Source organism: Variovorax sp. GW821-FHT09D04, assembly GCF_059416405.1.
Genome location: NZ_JBWKPA010000013.1, coordinates 83899 through 110208, shown reverse-complemented (window position 1 = coordinate 110208; position 26310 = coordinate 83899). Strand labels below are relative to the sequence as shown.

The following is a 26310-nucleotide window of genomic DNA, read 5'->3' as shown; positions in this document are numbered from 1 at the left end:
ACGAGCAGCATGAGGCATCAGTTCAGGCCTCAACCACTTCGCCCGCACGCAGCACACATTCAGCGGGAATCTTGACTCCATAAGCGAGCGCTGAGCCCACACGCATCCACGCCGAACGCCCAAGCACACTGCCTCCAGCCATGCTCGTATTGACACCGAGATGACCAAATGACTCCACCACACAGTCATGATCGACAACAGCGCCGCAGTTGACGATAACGCCCTCGCCCAGCTGAGCCCCGGTTCCGACGATAGCGCCGGCCATGATGGCACTGCCCTCCCCGATGGTGGCTGTGGGCGACACGATGGCTGCCGGATGAACCACCATCGCCAGCGTCAATCCCTGCGCCTTTACTTGCTGATGCAGAGCCTCGCGCAACGCGTTATTGCCGATCGCCACGATCACCGTATCGATTCGGCCACGGCAGTCGGCCAGCATTGCGGTTGTGCCCCAGACCGGGCAGCCCCACAAATGATGCTGCTGTGACTTGGCCGCGTCGTCCAGGAACGCCGTCAATGCATAGTCCTGCCCGAGCAATGCGGCCTCAGCAACGGAACGTCCGTGACCACCCGCGCCAATGATCAGCAAGCGCTTTTTCATCTGCTGCCTCATATTCAGTGCGTCACACCTTCGCGCCTCAGCACCTTGACGAAGGTAAGCCATAGGATGCGGATATCAAACCAGAACGAGCGACGCTGAAGGTATTCGATATCGAGCTGGACCTTGGCAGGGATAGGTAATTCATCGCGTCCATTCACCTGCGCCCAGCCCGTCAGGCCCGGCGCCAATACATCCACACCATGCTGCGTCCGCAGATCGATCAGATCCTGCTGATTGAAGAGCGCTGGTCGGGGCCCCACAAAACTCATGTCCCCGACCAAGATGCTCCAGAGTTGCGGCAGTTCGTCGAGACTGCTTTTGCGCAGAAAAGAGCCGATAGGCGTCAGATACACCCTGGGGTCGGACAACAAATGCGTAGCTACTGCCGGCGTACCGACACGCATGCTACGGAACTTGGGCATCTTGAAAATGCGGTTATCGCGGCCGATCCGATCAGACCAGTAGAGAGCAGGCCCGCGAGAGGTAAGGCGTACTGCTATCGCCACGATCATGATGGGCAACAGCAACACGCCCCCCGCGCACAATGCCAAAAACAAATCAAACAGACGCTTCACGCCAATATCCTTCTGCAGTCCTTTTCAAGCCCTCGTCAACCGAAATGGGGGGCGTCCACCCCAGCAAGTCCCTCGTCTTTGAAATGTCGACTTGCAAAGAGCCACAGAGTCGTTGCGCGACATGGGCTTGACCCAGCATCGAAGCGCCTCGCTCCAACCAACTCGCCGGAACAGGAAGCAGCCGCGCAGGCTTCCCCATGGCCTGCCCCAGGCGTTTCAGCAGTTGTGCGGTGGAAAGATCTTCACCGTCCGAAACCAGAAAAGTCTGATTGCCCGCTGCGGGGTGGTGCACGCAAGAGGTCAACAGATCCACCAAGTTGTCGAGCGACACCATGCTTCTGCGATTGCCGGTGATGCCCCCGAGCGGCAACGGAGTTCGGTGCGCGACGATGCTCATCATCGTGCGGAAGTTCGCCTTGACGCCCGGGCCGTACACGAGAGGCGGACGAACGATCACCACTTCCATTCCGGTTTGCGTTGCCAGTTCTCGCAAGGCCTGCTCCGCCTCCAGTTTGGAAACGCCGTATGGATCCACCGGCGCTGTCGGCCCATCCGCTGAAAAAGCACTGCCGATCGACGTTGCTTCTCCGTTGGCTTTGATGGAGCTCACGAAGACAAAGCGTCGCACCCCCGCCTCTGCGGCTTGCCGCGCCAGTCGCAACGTTCCATGAAGATTCGTGCGCCGATATTCCATCAATGGATCGCTCGCACCGTCCGACATCACGTGGACGCGGGCGGCGGTGTGGATCACAGCGTCAACATTTGCGACAGCTTCTTGCCAGTCAGTTTCCGCGCTGAGGTCGCCGACCATCGCGGTTTCGACCTTGAACTTCTCGAGCGCGGATTCACGACGAATCGCCGCGCGTACAGGCAGGCCATCAGCGAGCAGCCGCGCAATCAGCGCAGTACCTACAAAGCCCCTCGCTCCCGTTACCAAGATCATCTTGCCTCGCTTTGTTTTTTTGTGGCCGAGGCGGGAAAGGACAGCGACTGAAGCCATCCTTCCAATCGATTGATCAGCGAGCCTCGCTCGAATTCGCTGGCACTCAACGCAAGGCCATTCGCGCCCATTGCCTCGCGTTCTTCAGCCGATTTTTTCGAGAGATCCAGAACTGCCTTGGCAAGCTCCTTGCGATCCCCTGCGTTGCAAGTCAAACCAGCCGCGGCATTTTTCACCACGTCAGCACCTTCGCCGTTCAGCATGGCCAATACGGGAACGCCTGCTGCCAGATACGACTGGAGCTTGCCAGGAATGGTCATGGAGAAGATCGGCTCGTTCTTCAAGCTGACCAGCAATGCGTCGGCATGCTTGAAGAAAGAGGACATTCGCTCCACTGGGTGCCGTCCCAGCATGTGGACGCACTCCTGCAATCCGCGCCGCTGGATTTCATCGGCCACCCACTGCGCCATTCGGCCATCACCAACGATCAACCAACGGATGTTTCTGTGTTCCTTGAGCATCTCTGCCGCCGCAAGGATCGCCGGAAAATCTTGAGCATCGCCGATGTTTCCAGCGAACATCACATTGAAGCTTTCCGGTTGGACCTGTACCTCAGGCGCAGCAACCGCTTGTTCTACATCGAACAGCGTCTCGGCCCAACTGGGGAAGTACTCGATTCGGCCGCTGTTGCCCGCGTACTTCTTGATTTGAGGCACAAAGCTTTTCGACTGCGCCAGGATCAGGTCGCAGCGCTTGTAGATGAACGACACAAGCCGTCCCACTGAACGCAGGATGAAAGGCGAACGAACCACGCCAATGGCTTCCAGCGTCTCGGGCCAGAGGTCAAGAACCCAGAAAGCCAGCGGTGCCCGTTTTACCGCTCGCAATGCAACTGCGGGCACGCCGACCGTGATGGGCGATGGCTCATAGGCGAGAACCGCGTCAAAGTCGCGCCCTCGCAGCTTCCACATCCCAAGCACGGAGGCACTGATCGCGAAGGTTGCAAAGTTCAGCATTAACCGGATGCCTCCCTTTCCACGTACAGACATGGGCACCCGGACGACCTCCGCGCCTTCATAGCGCGCAAACTTCTCGGGGTCATCGCGGTACGCGGGGAAGACTTTGCCGTCGGGGTAGTTGGGCACGCCGGTCAGCACCGTGACTTGGTGACCACGCCGCACGAATTCGGCGACAAGATCATTGATCCTGAAGTTTTCCGGCCAAAAGTACTGAGAGACGACGAGCAATCGCATAGTGACGTCAGTACTTCTTCCAGACCACGCGGTTCACGTAGTCGGTGTAGCTGTGAACGATCCGCAGCACCTTGTCCGACACATTGGGCATGCTGTAGTCGGCCACCTGACGCAAGCCGCGCGCATCGCCTCGCGGCTGGCTCTCCAGAATCGCCAGCCCCTGGCGCACACGCTCCACCTCGAGGCCCACCATCATCACGGCGGCCTCTTCCATCCCTTCGGGCCGTTCATGCGCCTCGCGCAGATTGAGCGCCGGAAAATTCAGGATCGACGACTCCTCGTTGATCGTGCCGCTGTCGGACAACGTGGTGCGCGCCGAGAGCTGCAGCTTCACGTAGTCGTGAAAGCCCAGCGGCTTCAACAGCCGCACCTGCGGATGAAAGCGAGCGCCCGTAGCATCGATGCGCTTTTGCGTGCGCGGGTGCGTCGAGACGATGACCGGCAGGTCGTGGTCTTCGGCGACGGCATTGAGCACCGCCACCAGCTTGGCAAAGGACTGCGGCGATTCGATGTTCTCTTCGCGATGGGCACTGACCACGAAGTACTGCTCAGCCTGCAGGCCAAGCCGGTCCAGCACATCGGACGCCTCGATGCGCGGGCGGTAATGCGTCAGCACCTCGAACATCGGGCTGCCGGTCTTGATGACCAGATCTGGCGGCAGCCCTTCGCGCAACAGGTAGTCGCGCGCGATCGTGCTGTAAGTGAGGTTGACGTCCGCAGTGTGGTCCACGATGCGGCGGTTGGTCTCCTCGGGCACGCGCTGGTCGAAGCAACGGTTGCCCGCTTCCATGTGAAAAATCGGAATCTTGCGGCGCTTGGCCGGAATCACCGAGAGGCAGCTGTTGGTGTCACCCAGGACAAGCATCGCCTCGGGCTGCACCTCGCCCAGCACTTGGTCGACCACGATGATGAGATTGCCGATGGTGTGCGCCGCGCTGGTGGCGTTGGCCGCGCTGTTCAAAAAGTGGTCGGGCTTACGCACGCCCAGATCGTCGAAAAAGACCTGGTTGAGTTCGTAGTCGTAGTTTTGGCCAGTATGCACCAGCACGTGGTCGCAATGCTCGTCCAGTCTGGCCAGTACGCGCGACAGGCGAATGATCTCGGGCCTGGTACCGACCACGGTCATGACTTTGAGTTTTTTCATCGTAGAAATGGCTACTGCTTCCCTAAACGGTGCACGCAAATGTGTCGGGACGAGCGCGATCAAAAACCTCATTTGCCCACAACATCACAACCATCTCGTCAGAACCGATGTTGGTAATGTCGTGCGTCCAGCCGGGAATAGTTTCAACAATCTGGGACCGCTCTCCACTGGTGATCAGTTCGTGCCTTTCCCCCGTTTGCGTGTGTCGAAACTTGAAGAGAGCATCTCCTTTGATTACCAAGAATTTTTCGGTCTTCGTGTGGTGGTAATGCCCGCCCCGTGTGATACCGGGATGAGCCGTGAAGAACGAAAACTGACCGCTGTCCTGAGTCTTTAACATCTCGACAAAGACGCCGCGAGCGTCGCTATGCTGCTGCACCAGATAAGCAAACTGCTCGACCGGAAGATAGCTAACGTAGGTTGCATAAAGCGCCCGCATCAAGCCAGTACCTACGCGCTCTGTAATAAGAGTGGCGCGACTCTCTTTAAACGCCTGAATCTGATGCGCCAACTCGCCCACAGTAGTGGTGTATTCCGGCGCTACGATAGAAAAACCGTCTGTGTCCACAGCCGGGTTGGCACCATCCATCAATTGTACAAAGCGCTCAATCACATTGTCGATATATACCAATGTGACCGCCGCAGCCGGATCGTTTATCTGAATTGGCAAGCCGCGCGCGATGTTATGGCAAAACGTGGCTACCACAGAGTTGTAGTTCGGCTTACACCATTTGCCAAATACGTTTGGCAACCGGAATATATGTACCGGCACTTGGTGAATGCGGGCCAAATTAACTAACGCATCTTCCGCGCCACGCTTGCTATGGCCATATAGGTTATTGGATGCAGCCTGTGTTGACGACGTGAAAATTACAGGCACTGCCACACCGGTAGCATTAGTTGTAGCGACGATGGCGTCGCACAGTGCTTGCGTTAAGTCCACATTGCCTTTATAAAAATCTTGCGGATCCTGTGGCCGATTAACCCCCGCCAAATGGAAAACGAAGCCCACCCCTTGCAACAGAGCGGGAAGATCAGCGGCCTTATTGCCCCGGGTATAACAAACCATCTCCACATCCTTGCGCTCAGCTAGGTGCAGTTGCAGATTCTTCCCGATGAAGCCGTCGGCCCCAGTGATCAAAACCTTCATACGTTCAGTCTTCCGCCAAAACCCGCTCACCACGCGCGATTCGTTGCATGAAATCTAGCTTGAGCAGTAACTTCTTCATGCCCCCCATGTCGAGCCGATCGGTGTTATGCGAGTTGTACTCGTCGCCATGCGCACTTTGCGTCAAGCGAGTGTCGCCTTGATCGACGAATTTAGCGTAATTCAAATCACGCCCATCAGGCGGCACCCGAAAATAGTCCCCCATATCTTCGGCACAAGCCATTTCTTCACGGCTCAGCAGCGCTTCATAGAGTTTTTCCCCGTGCCGTGTCCCCATCACATGCACCGGATGATCGGGTTTTCCCATCAATTCCAAAATACTCCGAGTTAACACCTCCACCGTAGCTGCTGGGGCCTTCTGCACAAATATGTCACCATTATTCCCGTGATCAAACGCATATAGCACCAAATCCACCGCATCGGCCAAAGTCATCATGAAACGTGTCATTGCAGGGTCCGTCACAGTAATGGGCTTCCCAGCAAAAACTTGATCGACAAACAGCGGAATCACTGAGCCTCGCGAGGCCATAACGTTGCCATAGCGAGTACCGCAAATTACGGTTCCCGTGCCCTCCAAATTGCGGCTGGCAGCGACCATTACCTTTTCCATCATGGCCTTGGATATGCCCATAGCGTTGATGGGGTACACCGCTTTGTCGGTGCTCAGGCATACCACCCGCTTCACGCCTGCTGCAATGGCGGCCTCAAGCACGTTCTCTGTACCCAATACATTAGTGCGCACAGCCTGCATGGGATGAAACTCACAGGACGGAACCTGCTTGAGCGCTGCGGCATGAAAAACGTAGTCCACGCCCCGCATTGCGGATGCCACGCTACGCGCATCGCGTACGTCCCCTACGTAGAACTTAAGCCGAGGATGGTGGTAGCGCTTGCGCATGTCATCTTGCTTTTTTTCATCACGGCTGAAGATGCGAATTTCAGCAATATCCGTAGAGAGAAAACGCTGGAGGACAGCATTCCCGAAGGAGCCGGTACCGCCGGTCAAAAGTAGTGCTTTATCGCTAAATTTCATGACTATTCAGTTCTATAGGTTCGCAATAGACGCCATCAAAGTTCGATTTTTTGAGCATAGATTTATGAATTTCAACTTCATCTAAATTTCTAAATCTGCTCTTGATTTTTTTTGCGGGCACTCCCCCAAAAACTTCATACGCGGGAACATCTCGGGTCACCACCGATCCGGCCGCAATAATTGCGCCATCTCCAATTGTCAGACCAGCCATAATCAATGCTCCCTGCCCTATCCACACATCGGAGCCGATATTTGTCAATCTTGGCTCAGGCCTTCCCGCATAAATCATTGGAACACCCGGCTTATCGTATATATGATCCCCGCCACATATTGCCACATCCGGGCCGAACATTACAAAACGGCCAACACGCACTCCGGGACAAATTCGACAACCTGAAGCCATAAACCCATTTGAGCCAGCAACAAAATCCCTTGAAATTACCGATGATCCGGTCACGAGAAATGTTTTGTGAACTTTTTCGAGGCCATATCGCCATATTTTTATGCGGCACATCACATTTCTGTATATTTCATAAGGAATGTGCTTTCTTATAAATACTCGAATTTTAGAAAGACTTCTCATTGCAACCTCAGTGCCTTTCTCAGGTCCCCTCGAGGATAAGCATCCAATAGGCTTTTTTCAGACAAATTCACTATGCGGATTGATTGCTCCTTGGCCAAGCGCGCAATCAGATAATGAAATTCAGCCGTTATGTGATAGTATTTCAAATAAAATGACAGATTGAATGTGGGCAATCCATTTAACTCTTCCGTATCGTCATAGCAGTGTGCCATTTTTTGCATGCAAAAAGAATTAAAGTCGCAGCCGAGCAAATAAATCTCTTTAAACCCCATATAAATCGCCAACAATATCGACGACCCCACAACATTCATTGCAATCGACATATTTCCTGTCGGATCGTATCTCATGTTATTAATTGGGTAATTTTTCGCACGCAAGCAAATATGCTGAACGTCGGGTATCGCGGCCGACGCAATTTCCGCCGCTCTAATATCGGTAATAAAAGTTGGTGGATTTGCAGCATATTTTCTTGCCACTTCAGCGAACTCACCGGAACTCAGCCCCCAATAATGGTTGTCGAGCAGCGCGTAGTAATTCGGAATAAGTCGATCTAATTTTTTTGACTTATACATGGAATTGACGCCGATGGTGATCTCACGGCCCACCCCCTCAACATCCTCCGCAGTAAGCTCGTTAATTGAGGGGCCCGTCGCCAAGATGAAGCATCTGCGACCGTGATGAATATTTTCAAAATCAGAGTTGCGCCTCAACCTATTCTTCAACTTCAAATTGAAATTAAAATTCAGATCAGAAATTAAATTGTATGCAGAGTAGATGCAATTATCGACTTTTTCTTTAATCAGGAAATTACTCATAGCCATTTTCGCGACAACGAAACTCATCCTCACTCATTAAAGAGTTTATATTTTCGCTCGCCCAGACCTAGACCAAATAGGGTTGCAAAAATTCCGTAGTACAAAATAAGATCCAACGGCCCATGGAACGCCGCGATATCCGAAGAGATTCTCAACATGGATACAAATACAATCGCCACAAAAATATATGCGCCGCCAATCATGGCGCGAAATAACCCCCACCCGAGCATCCCAAGCAACAACACAAATCCAATTGCACCGTATTGCGTATGAAGGCGGATATATGAATTATGGGGATTCCCGCCCAGCACACTTATTTCTGAAATCTCGTTTAGCGGCGCACCGAAAAATAGCTCGTAAAAAGACGTAGAAATTCTTTGAACATACGCTGCATTTATTTCATCTCGCACATCCACAAGGCCGAGGCGTGCAAGCCGCTCAAGACCATAGAAATCCCCCAGAATTTCAACATTCAATATCGCCACGTAAACGGACACACAAAACAACAAGGCAACAATCAACCAGGTACGATTCATTCTCCTTAAAAAAAACATTGTTGCCAAAGCCAGCATTGCCACGGATAAAATTCCGCTTCGTCCGCCCGCCCAGATGCATATTGCAATTCCAATCAAGGCCGGATAGATTTCGGGCCTTTTTCCATTTTGATCACAAGCCACATAGTACACGCACAAAGACAAGATGAAAATTATCGAAACATAATTTTGGCTAATCAGAAACATTTCATTTGGATTTGTCCCAATTATCATCTGGAATAGAAAATACCCAGCCAAAATCAATAGCATCGATTTATATAGCCTTAAATTCAATTTAACACAAAAAAAAGACAGTGCAGCACAGGAGTACGTGAGCGATTGAAGCAAAGAAATTGCAACGTCATTTTTGCTCAGCCCTGCATTGAAAATCCCAATCGCCAGCATCAAAATCAAAAAACCGAGCGCAGTTTCTGATCTTTTCTTATTTTGAGTTCGAAAAAATACAAAGGCCGACAAGACACCTAAGACACCAAGAACTGCTGCAATTGACGATGCAACAGATTCGTCAAACAAAAATCTAAGAAAATATAGCAGCACATATGCAGCCGGAATTATTTGAGCAACGTTATGATATTTTATTTTCATAAAAATCAGACGCTACCGGCAGATCAAAGTAATTAATTTTTACTGGGGTATTTTTTTGCACATCGCAGTTCAATTTAAGCCCAATAATTTTTTCATACATGCGAGGCGAGACCCCAAAACCTGGCCTTACGCTACGCATGCAATCTGCAGAAATTATTTCACCGGCTTTCAAATCCCGCACGAAATACAATGAGCGTCGAAATTTCACATTACCCTGCTCACTGGATTTTCGACCATAGTCCACCCGTCCGAGTGCAGTCCAAGCCGTCCTGCTGTCATTGCACAAAGCAGCCAGTTCGACGGGCTCAAGAGAAAAGCTGTCGTCCGGCCCGCCGCCATTGCGGTCCAAAGTGAAATGCTTTTCAATGATGCACGCACCGGTAGCCACACTAGCAATAGCGGTTGTGTTGTCTAACGTATGGTCAGAAAGACCGACAGTCAGGCCGAAGCGCTGGATCATGTCGGTGATGGTGTGCAGGTTGTAATCATTCGAAGGCGCGGGGTACCCACTGACGCAATGCAAGATGGCCAATTCTTTGCAACCGCCTTCGTGCGCAGCGTCGATGGCTTCCTTAATCTCTTCCGCGTCCGCCATGCCGGTAGAAATAATCATGGGTTTGCCCGTACTGGCGACGTATTTAATGAGCGGAATATCAACGGCTTCAAAAGATGCAATTTTGTAAGCTGGAGCATTCAGATCTTCCAACAGATCAACGGCGGTATTGTCAAAAGGCGAACTGAAGATGGTAATTCCGTGTTTACGAGCGTGCGCAAATAACGGAGCGTGCCAATCCCATGGCATGTGGGCCTCCTCGTAGAGTTCATACAGCGTCCTACCATCCCATAGTCCGCCGCGAATGCAAAAATCTTCCGTGTCGCAGTCAAGCGTTATAGTGTCGGGGCGGTATGTTTGCAATTTGACGGCATCAGCGCCAGCCTGTTTAGCGGCCTCAATGAGTTTGAATGCGGTCTCAATATTGCCATTGTGATTGGCGGACATTTCGGCAATCACGTAGGGCACCTCATCAGTAGCAATTCGCCGACCTGCAATGGTGATACTAGGGAAATTCGACATGGTATTCTCTCTTGTGTCAGATTCTTGATTGCCATTCACTGCGTAGCAACCCAAAACAGATGACGTGGCTATATTGATAGCCGTCGAAGTGCTGGTCACGCAGAATTCCTTCCTCTTGGAAACCGAGTTTTTGGTGAAACCGAATAGAGCGCTGGTTATACGCCAATGCCTCGCCACTTATTTTTTGCAGTTTCAGTTCAGTAAACGCATGGCTGAGTGCTGCGTGACCAAGCTGCTGCCCGCTTCCTTTAGGTGCATCTGGCGCAACGTAAAATCCCCAATTGGCGATACCACCGATTCCCGTCTCACCAAAACTCACGAACCCCAGAGGCTGTTGGTTGATTTCAAAAATCAACAAATGCTTTCTTGGATCCGGCAAGCAGCGTTCGAACCAGCCTTGATGTTCAGCTAGCGTAATTTCGTGCTGAGTGTACATATACCGTCGAATTTTCGGATGATTGCGCCAATCCAGCACAAGCGCCAGATCGGCATGGATCATGGCCCGAATACGAGAAGAAACCGGAATCGACTCAGGCATCGACTACTCCCATTGCCTTCATTATTTTTTCAATGCCTCGCCCATCAGTGACTGCACTTGCGGCGAGGCTTAGATTTGCCGCGCGCCTTGGATCGATCAATTCCTGTATAGCTTCGGGGAGTTGTGCAGCGATATCACCTGCAGCTCCCATCAGACGGGCCGCGTGTGCCGCTGCCAAGGCTTGGGCCCCAGCTCGCTGGTTTTCGGCCAACACCACGATCAATGTCGGCAGACCAAGGCAGCACCGCTCCCACGACGTGCTGCCGGCGGCGCCAATTGCCAGATCACTGTCGGCCATGCGCTGGGCCATGTCGTCGACATTGACCACCACTGCGGTCGGCCATGGCATTTGCATCGCTAGTTCTCGAACGTTTTGCAACCAAGGCGCCGTCAAACCCATTACCACAGTGATATGACACTCCGGGGGCAGGGCGCAGGTGCGAAGCGCTTGGAGCACCAGTCCGGTAGCGTTGGGTTGATCGACCCCTCCCAGCGAAATGAGCAGATGTCGCAAGGCGGGCTGCGCCCGACGGCGTTGCAAGCTGTAGGACCGCAAGGCGGCAAACTCCGGGCGCAAAAGTGCAAAGTGCGGACCGATTAGAAGCTCGCAAAGCGGTGGCACCAAAGCGGTATAGTCTTGCGGCCGCCTGCCCAGGTTCTGATCGAGCAGCAGATCGCAGTGATGGACCCGATCTGCAAGATCATCGATGACCAACAACTGGCGATGGTGCGGCGCGATCACCTCTTCCCAATGGTGGTCAAGGGCGTAATGGTCCACGACCAGCCACTCGGGTTTCAGACTCGCGAGGATGGAGGCCGTGTCTCGCGCATCATTCTGCCAAGTGCTGCCCAGCCAAGCGGCGTGCGCGGGTCCCCGCTGCGGGTCCCCGATTTTTTTCGTTTGGCTTATTGGAATGCCTTGCGAATTCTGCCCATACATTTCTAGGCAACTTATCTCGTGACCGCGCTGGCGAATGACTTCCAGCAAATGACCGGGGTGCTCGCGGCTAATGAAGTGGCAATCCGCGCCTTGAGCTTTGAGCGCATCAGCCAACGTCAGGCAGCGCATAACGTGACCACTGCCGATCTGTAGGGAGGCGTCGGTGCGAAAAGCGATCTTCATGCTTGCTATGCGCCGTTGGCTTCCGCTTGCAGGGCCTTGAACATCCATTCAGCCCGGGTCCAGTCTTCGGGAGTGTCGATGTCTTGCACCTTATGCCGGGGCAACATGACCGGTACGGCCCCGGGACCGAATATCAGCTTCCCCTGTCTCCAAGCGTCCGCGCGACCCCAGTAGAACTGGCCTGCGTCGTGATACGCCTCTTCGAGATCCTGTGATCGCACACCGAAGTTCGCGGGATCGAACATCTCGATCCGGCCAGTGGCATTAATGCGGACGGCACGCTGGATGGGGAAGGCGTAATTGGTGACCGAAAAACTGTAATCGCTGCCTGTTTCAGCCAGCACGGTAAGGCCTCGGCGAAGGTCGTCAGCACTGATGAACGGGGCAGTTGCGTACACGCAGCAAACCTGCACGGGCGCCTGCTCCCTCGCGGCGAACCAGTCGATGCCATGTGCGATGACTGCGGTGGTGCCGGTGTGATCATCAGAGAGTTCTGCCGGTCGCATAAACGGCACTTGCGCGCCATACTGGCGAGCGACTTCGGCGATCTCGGCGTCGTCTGTGGACACCACGATCTGATCGAAACAGCCGCTTTGTAGCGCCACCTCAATCGGCCAAGCGATCATGGGCTTACCGCAAAATGGCTTGATATTTTTCCGCGGAATGCGCTTGCTGCCACCGCGCGCAGGAATGATGGCAAGCCTCATGCTCCAAGCGCTTCTCGCAAACAACAGACGACTTCGTCCTGCTGCACTTCAGTCATGGCAGGGTACATGGGAATGCTTATGGCTTCAGCGTAGTAGCGTTCGGCCTCCGGAAATTCGCCGACCGCGAAACCCATCTTCTGATAATAGGGTTGGGTGTGAATCGGGATGTAATGCAGATTAACAATGATGTCTTGTGCCCGTAGGGCCTCAAACACCTGCAGATGCGTTTTCCTGATCTTGTCCAATTGCAAGCGAATAACGTACAAGTGCAGACCCGAGTAACCATCCGGATGCTGCCATGGGATAGTCACTGGCAGATCTTTTAGTTGCTCGTCGTAACGCTTGGCCAATTCATGACGGCGAGCAACATATTGCTCCAGACGATCCATCTGGCTAGCGCCCAGCGCGCCTTGGAGGTCCGTCATGCGGTAGTTATAGCCCAGTGCGACCTGTTGATAGTACCAAGGACCATCCATACCTTTAGTCATTAGCACCGGGTCGCGAGTAATGCCGTGGCTGCGCAGCAGGCCAAGACGCTCAGCTAATTTGTCGTCGTTTGTCAAAGCCATCCCGCCTTCGGCGGTGGTTATGATTTTGACCGGGTGAAAGCTGAAAACGGTAATGTCGCTAAAGCGGCAATTTCCGATCGGTTCATCCTTATATTTTCCGCCAATCGCATGCGAAGCGTCTTCAATTATCTTGAACCCAAATTTCTGCCCGAGTGCATAAATCGCCTGCATTTCGCAAGGCTGCCCGCACAAATGAACCGGCACCACAATTTTTGGCAAGCGACCTATTTTTTTCGCAGCAATCAGTTTTCGCTCCAACGCCTTTGGACACAAATTATAGGTGCGCGGGTCAATGTCGACGAAATCGACTTGGGCACCACAATACAAAGCGCAATTGGCGGAAGCGACAAAGGTGTTAGGGGTAGTCCATAGCCAGTCACCGGGACCAAGGTCAAGCGCTAGGCAGGCGATATGTAATGCGGACGTCGCGCTGTTAACGGCCAAAGCGTGTTTAGCCTTGCAATGCTTGAGCACGGCTTGCTCAAAACGCGGCACTGCAGGCCCTTGCGTGAGGTTGGTTGAGTGCAGGACTTTCACCACTGCGTCGATGTCTGCTTGATGAATGTCTTGGCGACCGTAAGGAATCATGAACTGGCAGCTTTCTATATCTTCTTTAATTTCATATAAGCGCGACTTTCAATTCAGTCAGTCACGCTTGTGCGAAACGGTAATGCAACGGTGTCAATTTAAAAAAAGCCCACGCCTTCCAGACAAGAACAAGCGCGAAAGCTACGCACAAACCAAGTGGGACGGCCAGCAGTGGCCAGCGCAGGGAAAACGCCCAGGCAGCCACAATAAACACGACAAGACTGGCGATGTGGCTGTGGATGATGGGGCGGTCAATCCCTTGAGCGTAAAGCGCGTAATGCGGGACCATGCCCAAGGCATAAAGAACCATACTGATCAGAACCCATGGATAAAGATACTGTTGTGCGGCATAGAGTGGATTCGCGAGCCAAGCCAGCAAAAGCGGAAGCAAAAACAAGCTCACCACAGAAAAAGCTGCAGAGAGCACGCTCGTTTGTATCAGCAACATGCGAAAATTTTCACGAAATACCTCGGGCTGCTGTTTTTGATGAGCGCTAATTAGCCCGGGATAGCTAAAAGCAAAAACGCCCGCATCAAGAAATGTCATTAATGCTCCGCCAACCCCCATAAAAAGAACATAGGCCCCCACAATTTCCAGGCCACCCAGAGATTGAAGCCAGTAACGATCCAAAGTAAAAACCCCTCGAATCGCGAGCGTGGCGGCCAACAATGGGATAGAAACTTTAAGGCCGACGGCGATCCATTTCCAATCTATTTCTTTATGCCATCCGCCAATACCAAGTTGCGCAAGCCGATAAGACCCAGCCAAAACGGCAATCACCCCTGCCACCGTCCACGCACCAAGCACGTAACTTAATGACCTTGTTGCGGGCTCTATAGTCATGAGCACGGCAATCGCAATAGCCCACGTTCCTTGCCTAAGAAAGAGTATTACGCTGGCCAAGAGTTGTTCAGAAATAGCGACTAGCAGACGACTTAATTCTTGATTCACGTGCTCAAGAATCAGCAACACAAGGAACCACCCCAATAGATTTCGAGGTAGCATACCCGTAATAAATACAAGGCTTAGCAGAGGTATGAAGACAGCATATAGCACCAACGACAGCGCGCCTTGATCCTTCAGCAGACCACCCCATTCTCTACGCTCTCGCTTGAGTAATTCGCGAGTTGTAAACGTATAAAAATCGAAGCCCAGTAAATACAAAGAATAGCCAATGGTGGCAGCAAGCAGGCCGTACAAACCAAATTGAACCGGCTCAAGAAATCGAGCCAGAAAAAAAATTAGAAAAAAACGACTAGCTAGGGTTGCAGCACGCAAGGCAATATTCAACGCTCGATTCAGGTTAAAAATTCCCATCTTTTTTAATTTCGCGCAGTTGCACTCGTCATTTTTTCTCTTTAACGCAAATTACTCTCCACCAAGAAGCGCAGCAGATCCATTGGTTAGCGATGCCTGACGTACACCTCGCTGGCGTTGTTAACTACCGATGCCGAAGGCAAAATAAGACTGACTACGCGGTTCCACTTGACCAGCGGCACCGGGTCGACATACACGACGTCCTGCGACTGCAACCGAAACTGGCTGGCTAGAGCCATCGTCGCCGGGTTTTTGGCGTTCAGATGGAATATGGCTGGCGCGCCGGTCGCGCCTTGGCGAACAACGTAGATCTGGCCGGCATTGGAAGTGGTCGTCATCGGACCTCCCGCCTCACCCAAGGCCTCGCTCAGGCTCAAGCGGCCATTGCTGCGCATGGACAAGGCAACAGGCGCCATGATTTCGCCCATGACGAATACCTTGGAGTCTTCGCGGTGTGCCACGCGGACGGTGTCGCCGTTCTTGAGGGGAATGTTGTTCCCGTCATAGCCAGCCTCACGCAGCCGGGTCATGTCGATCGGGACTGAGCGGCCATCGCGAATGAGCGTAACGGCCGCGCGATTGGCATTGGCCGTCATGCCACCGGCGCGGTTGATTGCCTCGTTCAGCGTCATGGGCACATCAGTGAAGATCTGAGACCCCGGAACGCGCACTTCGCCTTCCACATAAGCGCGCCGGCTTCTGAAGGACTGGATGCGCACCGTCACTTGCGGATCGCGAACATGCGGCCGCAGCAGCTTTCCGATCAGGTCAGAAGCGTCGCCTTCGCTCAGACCTGCCACGCGCACGCGACCGATGTAGGGAAAGGCAATCTCACCATCCGCATCGACGATGAAACCTGGCGCCACCTGCACACCAGTTGGGTCGGCCGACTGCGAAATCACAGCACCCGCATTGGGCAGCAACTCAGGGTGGTCGTACACGATGACGCCCACGACATCACCCGACCCGATGGTGTAGCGAGCCCCTTTACCGAATAGCGCCTGCACCTCAGGCGGTACCCCCTTGGGCGACACCTCCGCTAGCGTACGCACCAGCGCCAGCGAGATCGGAGTGATTTCGCCTTCAGGCGCTTCATCGGGAAGGTAGCGGAACTGTGACGGCAGCTCGCCACCCGCTTCGTAAGGCTCCACCGAACCCATGCCGGGCACCACGGCACAGCCTTGGAGCAATACCGCGCCGGCAAGCGCTACCCACGCGAGGGCTTTCGCATCTCTTCTCAATTCAGGTCCCTTGAAAGTCAGTCAGTCGTATCAACAACGAAGCGGCGAAAGAACAGCAATTCCCGGAGGCATGCGAGGCTCGCACATCCGCTCTCTTGTATCGCGCTTCTTTTTCAAACACTTGTGATCGCCGCCACTACGCGGCACCATTTATGTAAAAATTTGAACAGCTATAGTCGCGCTGAAACTGGCAAATTCAGGCAACAAAGGTGCAGAATTCATCGCGGGGTCACGCAAGAACTCGGCGCACTCGGGCCGGATGCGCTCTGAAAGACAGAAGTCTTGAAGGTCGATTTCGCGCGGCCGCTCCCCACTGCTCCCCTCTCATCGTACCAGTGCAGTGCACTGTCAATGGGGCTTTGCCTGCGTTCCAGGATGCTTCCGGAATGCTCGTACGGCGCCGTTTTGCCTTCTTTTCGAGAGCAAAACACGGCGTATCCGACCGGTTCTACCCATCCCGCGAAATTGGAAACAAGACGTTCCAAAGCGTAGTCGGCAAGGTTTGGCTACGGAGACTGGGTACCCTCCGTCCGTTCCAGGTAAGAGCCGCCAGCGGTCATGCCTCAGTTGCCGTCCAGCATCACCCGCCGCGCCGCCGTCTTGCCCTCCCGCTTCCGCAGGCATACTGGCACCCCTTTCAACAGCAGGTCTTCAGCACCCTTTCTGAATCATGAGCATCCTCAGTGAATTCAAGGAGTTTGCCGTCAAGGGCAACGTCATCGACCTCGCCGTCGGCGTGATCATCGGGGCGGCGTTCGGCAAGATCGTCGACTCGCTCGTGGCCGACATCATCATGCCGCTCGTGGGCATGGTGTTCGGGAAGCTCGACTTCTCGAACCTCTACGTAATCCTGGGCACGGTGCCGCCGGGCGTGACGAACACGCTGGCGGAGTTGAAGAAGGCCGGCGTGCCGGTGCTGGCGTATGGCAACTTCATCACAATTGCTGTCAATTTCGTGATCCTCGCCTTCATCATCTTCATCATGGTCAAGCAGATCAACAAGCTGCGCAAGACCGAAGAGGCCGCGCCCGCAGCGCCGGCCGCCACGCCGGAAGACATCACGCTGCTGCGCGAGATCCGCGACAGCCTGAAGCGTCCCTGACCTTTTCTTTCCGGCCGCGCGCTCAGGCGCCGGCCAGCGTTCGCGCCATGCGCAGCGCCTCGACGAGGCTCGAGGCATCGGCCACGCCCTGGCCCGCGATGTCGAACGCCGTGCCGTGATCCGGGCTGGTGCGCACCAGCGGCAGCCCGAGCGTCACGTTCACGCCCTTCTCCACCCCGAGGTACTTGACCGGGATCAGGCCCTGGTCGTGGTACATCGCGATCACCACGTCGAACTCGCCGCTGGACGGCACGCCGGCCTTGGCGCGCGCGCGCATGAAGACGGTGTCGGGTGCATGAGGCCCCTGGGCATCGATGCCCTCGGCGCGTGCGGCCTCGATGGCCGGCGCGATGACGGTGCGCTCTTCCGAACCGAACAGGCCGCCCTCGCCCGCGTGCGGGTTGAGCCCGGCCACGCCGATGCGCGGCGGCCGCCCGAGGGCGTGGGTCAAGGCGCGATGGGTGATGCGCAGCGTGTCCAGCACGCCGTCGAAGCGCACTGCCTCGATGGCGTCGCGCAGCGACATGTGGATGCTCACGAGCACGGTGCGCAGCTCGTCGTTGGCCAGCATCATGCGCACGGGCACGTCGGCCACGGTGCGGCCCAGGTGGGCGGCGGCCTCGGCCTGCAGCAATTCGGTGTGGCCGGGGTACGGAAAGCCGGCCGCGGCCAGCGCTTCCTTATGCAGTGGCGCGGTGACAAGAGCTGAGATCTCGCCGCGCAATGCGGCGCGCGCGGCCCACACCACGCAATCGCCAGCAGCTCGGCCGGCTTCGGCGCTGATGCGCCCTTGTTCAATGCCCTGAGGCGGCGCGATCACCTGCAGCACCGGGATGCACCCCGGCGGCACGGCAACCGCTTCAGCGACGCTGGCGATCTCCACGACAGGCCACCCCAGCCGCCCCGGCGCCGCGAGCGCCTGCGAGGCTTTTCGCAACGTGCCGACGTCGCCGGCCACGAACGCACCGCGCACGGTTTCGGGCGCGTCGCGGAAGGCCTTGGCAATGATCTCGGGGCCGATGCCCGCCGGGTCACCGAGCGTGATCGCGATCGGCGCCTTCATGCGGGGTTGTCGATGTCGATGAATTCGTGCTTCAGCCCGAGCTGCGCCGCCACATGGGCCGCCACAGCCTGCGCGCCATAGCGCTCGGTCGCGTGGTGCCCGCAGGCCAGGAAGGCCACGCCCAGCTCGCGGGCGTAGTGCGCCTGCGGCTCGGAAATCTCGCCGGTGATGAAGGCGTCGGCGCCAGCCGCAATGGCGGCCTCGAAGTAGCCCTGGGCGCCGCCCGTGCACCACGCGACGTTCTTGATCGGGCGGTGGGCCGTGTCGACCAGCGTGACGGGCCGCTTCAGCACCTTCTCGACATGGGTCGCCAGGGCCTTGGCGCTGGCGAAGTTCTCACCGTTCTCGCGCGCGCCCAGGAAGCCCAGTTCCTGTTCGCCGAAGCGTCCTGCCGACCCCGGGTGCGCCACGAGCCCCAACTGCAGGCCGAGTTGCGCGTTGTTGCCCAGCTCGGGGTGCGCGTCGAGCGGCAGGTGGTAGGCGAACAGGTTGACGTCGTCGCCCAGCAGCAGGCCCAGGCGCTGCTTCATCCAGCCGGTGACGCAGCCGTCCTGGCCGCGCCAGAACAGGCCGTGGTGAACGAAGATGGCATCGGCCTCGGCGTGGATCGCGGCCTCGATCAGCGCGCGGCTGGCGGTCACGCCCGAGACGATCTTGCGGACCACGGTGCGCCCTTCGACCTGCAGGCCGTTGGGTCCGTAATCCTTGAAGCGCCCGGGGGCCAGCAGCAGGTCGAATGCGTGAAGCAGTTCGTGGCGTGTGGTGCTCATCGCGACATTGTCGCGCTCCCCGCGGCCGGCGCGCCATCGCGCATCGGGTGGCCGCGTGCGGCCAGGGGCCACAGGGCCAGCAGGAAGCCCAGCGCCGCCAGTGCGGCGACGTAGTGCGCCGGCGCCATGGTGTCGTGCTGCAGCCAGAGCGTGAGGATCACCGGCGTCAGGCCGCCGAAGACGGCATAAGACATGTTGTAGGCGAACGAAAGCCCCGTGAAGCGCACCGGCGCCGGAAACGCCCGCACGCCCGCGATCGGCACCGTGGCGATGGTGCCCACGAACAGACCCACCAGCCCGTAGTGCCAGAACAGCGTGGCCGGCGTGCCGGGCAGCCCGGTGTAGAACAGGTAGGCGGTGGCAAAGAGGCCGCCCCAGCCGATGAGCATCACGGCGCGCGTGCCGATGCGGTCGCTGGCCCAGCCGACGATCACGCAGCCGATGGTCAGGGTCAGCGTGGCGAGCGCGTTGGCCTCGAGCGCCAGCGCCGCCGGAATGTGGTGCACCTTCTGCAGGTAGGTGGGCGTGTACAGCACCACCACGACGATGGCGGCCGACAGCACCCAGGTCTGCAGCCCCACGTACACGCTCGCCAGGCGGTGCTCGCGCAGCACGGTGCGCAGCGGCAGTTCGCGGGCGACCGTCTTTCGGCCGGCCAGTTCCTTGAAGACCGGCGTCTCGTGCAGGAAGCGGCGCAGGTAGACCGAGAACAGCCCGAACACGCCGCCCAGGATGAAGGGAATGCGCCAGGCGAAGTCATTCACCTGCTCCGGCGAGTAGTGGCGGTTGATGGCCACGGCCACCAGCGAGCCCAGCAGGATGCCGCCGGTGATGCCCGAGGTCAGCGTGCCGATGCCGAAGCCGTAGCGCTTGGCCGGCACGTGCTCGCCGACGAACACCCAGGCGCCGGGCATCTCGCCGCCGATGGCCGCGCCCTGCAGCACGCGCATCGCCAACAGCAGCAGGGGCGCCGCGACACCGATGCTCGCGTAGGTGGGCAAGAGGCCGATCACCAGCGTGGGCGCCGCCATCAGGAAGATCGACAGCGTGAACATGCGCTTGCGCCCCAGCAGGTCGCCGAAGTGCGCGATGACGATGCCGCCCACGGGCCGCGCGAGGTAGCCCGCCGCGAAGATGCCGAAGGTCTGCAGCTGGCGCAGCCAGTCGGGCATGTCGGCGGGGAAGAACAGCGCGCCCAGCACGGTCGCGAAGAAGACGTAGATGACGAAGTCGTAGAACTCGAGCGTGCCGCCGAGGGCGGACAGGGCCAGGGTCTTGTAGTCGCGCGCATCGAGCGTGCGCGCCGGAGCGGGCGTGGCGCCGTCCGTGTAGGTAGCTTCTGAGGTCATGGCAGCAGGGGTATCGTGGCCGCTCGCCTGCCTTGAACCGGATAGGGGCAGAGCGTGGCACGCCGACGAAAGAATCGCCTGGCCGCGTCCGCCGGGTGGGCGGCGCGGAAGGCCTGAGGGGGCGATCCGGGTCGGATCGCCTGCCGATACTAAGGGTTAGCCCGTATTCACGCCCCGCAGGCCGCGCAATCTCGACCCTGCCGCGCGGTCTATGGCGCCAGGCCGGTTGAGGGACAATTGCAACCGGCGCCGTCTTTCAGCGCTTTTCCAACGCTCTTTCTTCAAGCTTTCATGAAACGCACCTGGCTGCTCTTTGCCCAAGCCGTGACCGTCCTGCTGGCGGCCTATTTCGTCGTCGCGACGCTCAAGCCCGAGTGGATCCACAAGCGCTCGACCTCGCTGGGCGGCGTGGTGTCCATCGTGGAAGCGCCCAGCGGCTCGCCGGCCGTGCCCGCCGCGGGCAGCCTGAGCGCGGCGGCCAAGAAGGCTTCGCCGGCGGTCGTGAGCATCAACACCAGCAAGGCCGCACAGCGCCACCCGCGCAGCAACGACCCGTGGTTCCGCTTCTTCTTCGGCGACCAGGCCGACCAGCCGCAGGTGGGCCTGGGCAGCGGCGTGATCGTGAGCACCGACGGCTACATCCTCACCAACAACCACGTGGTCGAGGGCGCCGACGAAATCGAGGTCACCCTGAACGACAGCCGCCACGCGCGCGGCAAGGTGATCGGCACCGACCCCGACACCGACCTGGCCGTGCTCAAGATCGAGCTCGACAAGCTGCCGGTGATCGTGCTGGGCAACTCCGACGAGCTGCTGGTGGGCGACCAGGTGCTGGCCATCGGCAACCCCTTCGGCGTGGGCCAGACCGTGACCAGCGGCATCGTCTCGGCGCTGGGGCGCAACCAGCTGGGCATCAACCAGTTCGAGAACTTCATCCAGACCGACGCGGCCATCAACCCCGGCAACTCGGGCGGCGCGCTGATCGACGTCAACGGCAACCTGCAGGGCATCAACACCGCCATCTACTCGCGCTCAGGTGGGAGCATGGGCATCGGCTTCGCCATTCCGGTGTCGATGGCTAAGATCGTGCTCGAGGGCATCGTGAAGGAAGGTCAGGTGCGCCGCGGCTGGATCGGCGTCGAGCCGAGCGACCTGTCGCCCGAACTGGCCGAGACTTTCGGCGTGAAGGCCGACGCGGGCGTGATCATCACCGGCGTGCTGCAGAACGGCCCTGCCGCCAAGGCCGGCATCCGCCCCGGCGACGTGATCACATCGGTGGGCGAGAAGAAGACCGACAGCGTGCAGGCCCTGCTGACCGCCGTCGCCGGCCTCAAGCCAGGCGACACCGCACGCTTCGCCCTGCAGCGCGGCACCGACAAGATGGAACTGGACGTGACACCGGGGCTGCGACCGAAGAGTCCGATCCGGCAGCAGTTGCCCAACAACGAGTAGGCGGGAAACGACAGCGGCTCCGGCCGCAGATCAGACAGCAACAAAAAAGCGGCCCTCGGGCCGCTTTTGTTTGGGGGGCAGGAGCCGATCGATCCGGGGATCAGGAACTGCCGGAAGACCCCGAACCCGCGCTCTCTTCCTCACCCTCGGGCGCCTTGCCCGTCCCTGCGAAGTAGCGCGCCCCGATGATCCCCACCTCGTACAGCAGGCACATCGGCACCGCCAGCGCGAGTTGCGAGACCACGTCGGGCGGCGTGAGCACCGCGGCCACCACGAAGGCGATCACGATGAAGTAGCCGCGGAACGAGCGCAGCTTCTCGATGGTGACCATCTCGAAACGCACCAGCAGCATCACCACGATCGGCACCTGGAAGGCAACGCCGAAGGCGATGTACAGCGACAGGATGGCCTCCACGTACGACGAGATGTCGGGCGTGGCCGCCACCGCCGCGGGCGTGAACTTCTGGATGAAGCCGAACATCTTGTCCAACACGAACAGCTGCACGAAGGCGATGCCGCCGTAGGCCAGCACGCTGCCGAAGAAGATCAGCGGCAAGGCGAAGCGCTTCTCGTGGCTGTACAGGCCCGGCGCGACGAACATCCAGGCCTGGTACATGAGCCAGGGCAGCGCCAGCAGCACGGCCGCCATCATCAGCACCTTGAGCGGCACGAAGAACGGCGAGAACACGCCGATGGCGATCAGCTTGGCGTCCGGCGGCATGTGCGCACGGATCGGCATGGCGATGATGTCCATGAGCCCGCTCGGGCCGGGCCAGATCGCCAGCAGGATGCCCGCGACCACCAGGCCGTAGACGCAGTACAGCAGCCGGTCCCGAAGCTCGACCAGGTGCTGCACGAACGGCTGCTCGGTGCCCGCCAGCTCGTCTTCTTTGTTCTTGTTGTCGGAATCGGCCATGGGAGAGGAGAAAGCGTGGGAGAAGACACAGGCGCACGGGGCGCCCGGGAACGCCGCGGGGCGTGCGCGTGCGTCAGTTGATCTTGTGGGGGCGGAAGCGGGCAACCCGCGCCGCGCCCGACAGCGCCTTGGTACGTACGCCGTTACGCGCCTTGTACCAGTTCGGCGTGGCGCCCTGCTTCAGGCGCCAGTTCTTGCGGGGGTGCCTGTATTCGGGCACCGCCTGCTCGGGCTCGGCCAGTGCCGACAGGGTGTCGCCGGATGCGCCGGAAAACTGCTTCTCGAACTCGCTGGCGCCGGTGTGGATGCTGTGCTCCACGTCGCGCGCCGCGTCCTCGACCGTGGTCTTCATCTTGCGGAGCTCGTCGAGCTCCATCGAACGGTTGACTTCGGCCTTGACGTCGTTCACGTAGCGCTGCGCCTTGCCGAGCAGGGCGCCCACCGTGCGTGCAACGCGCGGCAGCTTCTCCGGCCCGATCACGATCAGCGCCACGACGCCGATGAGCGCCAGCTTCTCAATGCCGAGGTCGATCACGGATGTGTGCCTGCGGTGCTCAGGACTTCTGGCGCGCTTCGACGTCGATCGTCGACTTGTCGCTGTTGGTCGGCTGGCCGGTCACTTGCTGCGTGGGGGCCGGTGCAGCGGAGGCGTCAGGGGAGGCCGAGCCGTCCTTCATGCCGTCCTTGAAGCCCTTGACGGCGCCACCGAGATCCGAACCCATGTTCCGCAGCTTCTTGGTGCCGAAGATCATGACCACGACGAGCAGCACGATCAGCCAGTGCCAGATGGAAAAAGAACCCATGAGAACTCCTAAGAATGTGTCCGATTTTAGTCGGGGGGAATGTGACAGTTTGGCTTAACCCTGCTCAGCCGCGAAGCCAGGGGCGGGGGCCGCCCATGACGTGCACATGGAGATGGTGAACCTCCTGTCCGCCTTCGGCGCCGGTGTTCACGACGACGCGGTAGCCGCCGTCCGGATAGGGCCGGCAGCCCTGCTCCAGCGCCAGCTGGGGCGCCAGCGTCATGATCTTGCCCATGAGCGCCGAATCCTCGGGCGTGAGCTGCGCCATCGAGGCGATGTGTTTCTTCGGCACCAGCATGAAATGCACCGGTGCCCAGGGCGAGATGTCATGAAAACCGAACAGGTCGTCGTCTTCGTAGACCTTGCGCGAGGGGATCTTGCCTTCGATGATTTTGCAGAAGACGCAGTTCGGATCAGATGACATCTTTGGGTTCCATGGGACGGCCGTCGTTCATCCGGATCATGCCTTTCACGATCCGGTAGAGGAACCACAGCGAAATCAGGCTCCAGGCGATCCAGCCCGGCACGAACAGCAGCAGCCAGAGCCACGAGGTGACGATGTACAGCAGGCCGGCCCACAGCACCGAGCGGATGCGCCAGCTGAAGTGCGAGGCCTGCCAGGTGCCGGCCGCGTCGTCGCGCTTCACGAAATCGATCAGGAGGGCGATGAGCAGCAGCAGCACGGAGGCCTGCGCGCCCGGCACGACCGCGCCGATGGCCACGATCAGGTGCAGCACGTAGCTGACCCAGCCCCAGGTCTTGAGGGAGTCGTCGGGTTCCACGTTCACGATGTCATTGGCCATGGTCGATGCCCTTTCAATCGATCAGTCAGTCGTTGGAAGCTTCACGGGCCTGCACCTTGCGCAGGGCTTTTTCCTCGATGCCGCTGGTGCCCTCGCGGCGCTCGAGCTCCGCGACGACGTCGGCCGGCGAGAAACCGTAGTGGGCCAGCGCCACCATGGTGTGGAACCACAGGTCGGCCACTTCGTTCACTATTTTCGAGCGGTCGCCGCCGTGATCGGCGTCCTTGGCGGCCATCACGACCTCGGTGGCTTCCTCGCCGATCTTCTTGAGGAAGGCGTCGGGGCCCTTGTGCAGCAGCCGGGCCACGTAGCTCTTCTCGGGGTCGCCGCCGTTCGCGGGCAGGCGGCTCTCGAGCACCGCAGCCAGGCGGGCGAGCGCGTCGGAGGTGTTCGAATCGTTCACTGTGGCGCTCATTTGTAGATCGACTCCGGGTCTTTCAAGACCGGTTCGACCACGGTCCACTGGCCCTTTTCGTACTTGCTGAAGAAGCAGCTGTGGCGGCCGGTGTGGCAGGCAATGCCGGGCTCGTGGCCGAGCTGGGTCACCTTGAGCAGCACCACGTCGTTGTCGCAGTCGAGGCGGATCTCGTGCACGGTCTGCACGTGGCCCGACTCCTCGCCCTTGAACCACAGCTTGCTGCGCGAGCGGCTGAAATACACCGCGCGGCCCAGCTCGGCGGTCTTCTCGAGCGCCTCGCGGTTCATCCACGCGAACATGAGCACGTCGTTCGTGCCTTGTTCCTGGGCGATCACGGGCACCAACCCGTTCGCGTCCCACTTCACTTCATCAAGCCAATTCATGGGGATATTGTCGAGGATAGGAAAAGACCCTTCCGGTCCCGCTCAGGCGTCGATGCGCACGGGAATCCCGCGCTCGGCCATGCGCGCCTTGGCCTCGCCCACGGTGTGCTCGCCGTAGTGGAAGATGCTCGCGGCCAGCACCGCGTCGGCGCCGCCCTTCTGGATGCCGTCGGCCAGGTCGTCGAGGCTGCCGACGCCGCCCGAGGCGATCACGGGCACGTTGACCGCGTCGCTCACGGCGCGCGTCAGGGCCAGGTCGAAGCCGCTCTTGGTGCCGTCGCGGTCCATGCTCGTGAGCAGGATCTCGCCCGCGCCGCGGCGCGCCATCTCGGTCGCCCACTGCACCACGTCCAGGCCGGTGTTCTTGCGCCCGCCGTGGCTGTACACGTCCCAGCCCGCGCCGCGCGTGGCGGCGTCTTCGGGGCTGCGGCGCTTGGCGTCGATGGCGACCACGATGCACTGCGAGCCGTACTTCTGGGCCGCATCGCTGATCACCTGCGGATCGGCGATGGCGGCCGAGTTGAAGCTGGTCTTGTCGGCGCCCGCGTTGAGCAGCCGGCGCACGTCGGCCACGGTGCGCACGCCGCCGCCCACGGTCAGCGGAATGAAGACCTGCGAGGCCACCGCCTCGATGATCGGCAGGATCAGGTCACGGCCGTCGCTGGTGGCGGTGATGTCCAGGAAGGTGAGTTCGTCGGCGCCCTGCGCGTTGTAGCGCGCGGCGATCTCGACCGGGTCGCCGGCATCGCGCAGCTCGAGGAAGTTGACGCCCTTGACGACGCGGCCGCCGGTGACGTCGAGGCAGGGAATGATGCGTTTGGCAAGCATGGGATGGTGAACC

At 58.4% G+C, this 26310-nt stretch carries 30 protein-coding genes; 2 read left to right on the top strand and 28 right to left on the bottom strand.

Annotated elements, in window-relative coordinates; translation table 11 throughout:
* Positions 1–22 precede the first annotated feature (22 nt).
* The 17 genes from AC07O4_RS28605 to AC07O4_RS28525 all read right to left on the bottom strand — a co-directional run bounded on the left by AC07O4_RS28605 (position 23) and on the right by AC07O4_RS28525 (position 16329).
* Positions 23–601 carry a NeuD/PglB/VioB family sugar acetyltransferase gene (locus tag AC07O4_RS28605; RefSeq protein WP_492743336.1) on the bottom strand — a complete coding sequence of 193 codons (579 nt, stop codon included), beginning with the start codon at positions 599–601 and terminating at the stop codon, positions 23–25.
* A gap of 14 nt (positions 602–615) precedes the next feature.
* Positions 616–1176 (bottom strand): sugar transferase, encoded by a 561-nt coding sequence (locus tag AC07O4_RS28600; protein ID WP_492743335.1) that lies wholly within the window; start codon positions 1174–1176, stop codon positions 616–618.
* A complete protein-coding gene (locus tag AC07O4_RS28595) occupies positions 1160–2119 on the bottom strand; it encodes a UDP-glucose 4-epimerase family protein (RefSeq protein ID WP_495306280.1) in 960 nt (319 codons plus the stop codon). Before AC07O4_RS28595 ends, AC07O4_RS28600 begins: the two co-directional genes overlap by 17 nt.
* Positions 2116–3369 (bottom strand): glycosyltransferase family 4 protein, encoded by a 1254-nt coding sequence (locus AC07O4_RS28590; RefSeq protein ID WP_495306279.1) that lies wholly within the window; start codon positions 3367–3369, stop codon positions 2116–2118. Before AC07O4_RS28590 ends, AC07O4_RS28595 begins: the two co-directional genes overlap by 4 nt.
* A gap of 7 nt (positions 3370–3376) precedes the next feature.
* Positions 3377–4513, bottom strand: a complete 1137-nt coding sequence (gene wecB, locus AC07O4_RS28585) for a non-hydrolyzing UDP-N-acetylglucosamine 2-epimerase (protein ID WP_492743346.1) — start codon at positions 4511–4513, stop codon at positions 3377–3379.
* Positions 4514–4535: 22 nt separating this feature from the next.
* Entirely contained in the window at positions 4536–5663 is a 1128-nt protein-coding gene (gene wbjC / locus AC07O4_RS28580) for a UDP-2-acetamido-2,6-beta-L-arabino-hexul-4-ose reductase (protein WP_492743332.1), read from the bottom strand.
* 4 nt (positions 5664–5667) lie between these two features.
* Positions 5668–6714, bottom strand: a complete 1047-nt coding sequence (locus AC07O4_RS28575) for a polysaccharide biosynthesis protein (protein ID WP_492743331.1) — start codon at positions 6712–6714, stop codon at positions 5668–5670.
* Positions 6704–7297, bottom strand: a complete 594-nt coding sequence (locus tag AC07O4_RS28570; RefSeq protein WP_492743330.1) for an LbetaH domain-containing protein — start codon at positions 7295–7297, stop codon at positions 6704–6706. Before AC07O4_RS28570 ends, AC07O4_RS28575 begins: the two co-directional genes overlap by 11 nt.
* Positions 7294–8139 carry a motility associated factor glycosyltransferase family protein gene (locus AC07O4_RS28565; protein ID WP_495306278.1) on the bottom strand — a complete coding sequence of 282 codons (846 nt, stop codon included), beginning with the start codon at positions 8137–8139 and terminating at the stop codon, positions 7294–7296. The genes AC07O4_RS28570 and AC07O4_RS28565 overlap by 4 nt, the downstream gene beginning before the upstream one ends.
* 2 nt (positions 8140–8141) lie before the next feature.
* Complete coding sequence (locus tag AC07O4_RS28560) at positions 8142–9251, bottom strand: hypothetical protein (protein WP_492743328.1); 1110 nt, start codon at positions 9249–9251, stop codon at positions 8142–8144.
* Entirely contained in the window at positions 9232–10326 is a 1095-nt protein-coding gene (pseI, locus tag AC07O4_RS28555; RefSeq protein ID WP_492743327.1) for a pseudaminic acid synthase, read from the bottom strand. The genes AC07O4_RS28560 and pseI overlap by 20 nt, the downstream gene beginning before the upstream one ends.
* Before the next feature lie 16 nt (positions 10327–10342).
* The gene (gene pseH / locus AC07O4_RS28550; protein ID WP_492743326.1) at positions 10343–10864 is read right to left on the bottom strand and encodes a UDP-4-amino-4,6-dideoxy-N-acetyl-beta-L-altrosamine N-acetyltransferase; all 522 of its coding nucleotides are present in this window, start codon (positions 10862–10864) and stop codon (positions 10343–10345) included.
* On the bottom strand, positions 10857–11987 hold the full coding sequence (gene pseG / locus AC07O4_RS28545) for a UDP-2,4-diacetamido-2,4,6-trideoxy-beta-L-altropyranose hydrolase (RefSeq protein ID WP_495306277.1): 1131 nt from the start codon (positions 11985–11987) through the stop codon (positions 10857–10859). The genes pseH and pseG overlap by 8 nt, the downstream gene beginning before the upstream one ends.
* Before the next feature lie 5 nt (positions 11988–11992).
* Positions 11993–12694: a pseudaminic acid cytidylyltransferase gene (gene pseF, locus AC07O4_RS28540; protein WP_492743324.1), complete on the bottom strand. Its 702-nt coding sequence runs from the start codon at positions 12692–12694 to the stop codon at positions 11993–11995.
* Positions 12691–13851, bottom strand: a complete 1161-nt coding sequence (pseC, locus tag AC07O4_RS28535; RefSeq protein ID WP_492743323.1) for a UDP-4-amino-4,6-dideoxy-N-acetyl-beta-L-altrosamine transaminase — start codon at positions 13849–13851, stop codon at positions 12691–12693. The genes pseF and pseC overlap by 4 nt, the downstream gene beginning before the upstream one ends.
* A gap of 61 nt (positions 13852–13912) precedes the next feature.
* Complete coding sequence (locus tag AC07O4_RS28530) at positions 13913–15169, bottom strand: lipopolysaccharide biosynthesis protein (protein WP_495306275.1); 1257 nt, start codon at positions 15167–15169, stop codon at positions 13913–13915.
* 86 nt (positions 15170–15255) lie between these two features.
* A complete protein-coding gene (locus AC07O4_RS28525) occupies positions 15256–16329 on the bottom strand; it encodes a polysaccharide biosynthesis/export family protein (protein WP_492743344.1) in 1074 nt (357 codons plus the stop codon).
* Between the two features lie 751 nt (positions 16330–17080).
* On the opposite strand from AC07O4_RS28525, the gene mscL reads away from it, so the two are divergent.
* Positions 17081–17512: a large conductance mechanosensitive channel protein MscL gene (gene mscL / locus AC07O4_RS28520; protein ID WP_062473649.1), complete on the top strand. Its 432-nt coding sequence runs from the start codon at positions 17081–17083 to the stop codon at positions 17510–17512.
* A gap of 22 nt (positions 17513–17534) precedes the next feature.
* Here the strand turns inward: mscL and pdxA are convergent, their stop codons facing one another.
* Genes pdxA through AC07O4_RS28505 form a run of 3 tightly spaced genes read right to left on the bottom strand, consistent with a single transcriptional unit; the run spans position 17535 to position 20694 of the window.
* Entirely contained in the window at positions 17535–18575 is a 1041-nt protein-coding gene (gene pdxA / locus AC07O4_RS28515) for a 4-hydroxythreonine-4-phosphate dehydrogenase PdxA (protein ID WP_495306273.1), read from the bottom strand.
* Entirely contained in the window at positions 18572–19345 is a 774-nt protein-coding gene (locus tag AC07O4_RS28510; protein WP_070059915.1) for a Nif3-like dinuclear metal center hexameric protein, read from the bottom strand. The genes pdxA and AC07O4_RS28510 overlap by 4 nt, the downstream gene beginning before the upstream one ends.
* Positions 19342–20694 (bottom strand): MFS transporter, encoded by a 1353-nt coding sequence (locus AC07O4_RS28505; protein ID WP_070059916.1) that lies wholly within the window; start codon positions 20692–20694, stop codon positions 19342–19344. Before AC07O4_RS28505 ends, AC07O4_RS28510 begins: the two co-directional genes overlap by 4 nt.
* A 291-nt stretch (positions 20695–20985) precedes the next feature.
* Between AC07O4_RS28505 and AC07O4_RS28500 the strand changes: the two genes are divergently transcribed.
* Positions 20986–22146 (top strand): S1C family serine protease, encoded by a 1161-nt coding sequence (locus tag AC07O4_RS28500; protein ID WP_492743318.1) that lies wholly within the window; start codon positions 20986–20988, stop codon positions 22144–22146.
* A gap of 100 nt (positions 22147–22246) precedes the next feature.
* On the opposite strand, the gene tatC is transcribed toward AC07O4_RS28500, so the two are convergent.
* The 8 genes from tatC to hisF all read right to left on the bottom strand — a co-directional run bounded on the left by tatC (position 22247) and on the right by hisF (position 26297).
* Positions 22247–23062: a twin-arginine translocase subunit TatC gene (tatC, locus tag AC07O4_RS28495; RefSeq protein WP_492686162.1), complete on the bottom strand. Its 816-nt coding sequence runs from the start codon at positions 23060–23062 to the stop codon at positions 22247–22249.
* A gap of 73 nt (positions 23063–23135) precedes the next feature.
* Entirely contained in the window at positions 23136–23597 is a 462-nt protein-coding gene (gene tatB, locus AC07O4_RS28490) for a Sec-independent protein translocase protein TatB (protein WP_062471652.1), read from the bottom strand.
* 19 nt (positions 23598–23616) lie between these two features.
* Positions 23617–23865: a Sec-independent protein translocase subunit TatA gene (tatA, locus tag AC07O4_RS28485; protein ID WP_495306272.1), complete on the bottom strand. Its 249-nt coding sequence runs from the start codon at positions 23863–23865 to the stop codon at positions 23617–23619.
* A 64-nt stretch (positions 23866–23929) separates the two neighbouring features.
* Positions 23930–24289 carry a histidine triad nucleotide-binding protein gene (locus AC07O4_RS28480; RefSeq protein WP_070059922.1) on the bottom strand — a complete coding sequence of 120 codons (360 nt, stop codon included), beginning with the start codon at positions 24287–24289 and terminating at the stop codon, positions 23930–23932.
* Positions 24279–24668, bottom strand: coding sequence for a DUF4870 family protein (locus tag AC07O4_RS28475; RefSeq protein ID WP_056572726.1), 390 nt, complete (start codon positions 24666–24668; stop codon positions 24279–24281). Before AC07O4_RS28475 ends, AC07O4_RS28480 begins: the two co-directional genes overlap by 11 nt.
* 25 nt (positions 24669–24693) lie before the next feature.
* Positions 24694–25083, bottom strand: a complete 390-nt coding sequence (locus tag AC07O4_RS28470) for a phosphoribosyl-ATP diphosphatase (RefSeq protein WP_139701050.1) — start codon at positions 25081–25083, stop codon at positions 24694–24696.
* The gene (hisI, locus tag AC07O4_RS28465; protein ID WP_095743771.1) at positions 25080–25469 is read right to left on the bottom strand and encodes a phosphoribosyl-AMP cyclohydrolase; all 390 of its coding nucleotides are present in this window, start codon (positions 25467–25469) and stop codon (positions 25080–25082) included. Before hisI ends, AC07O4_RS28470 begins: the two co-directional genes overlap by 4 nt.
* Positions 25470–25511: 42 nt before the next feature.
* On the bottom strand, positions 25512–26297 hold the full coding sequence (gene hisF, locus AC07O4_RS28460; protein ID WP_095743770.1) for an imidazole glycerol phosphate synthase subunit HisF: 786 nt from the start codon (positions 26295–26297) through the stop codon (positions 25512–25514).
* Positions 26298–26310 lie beyond the last annotated feature (13 nt).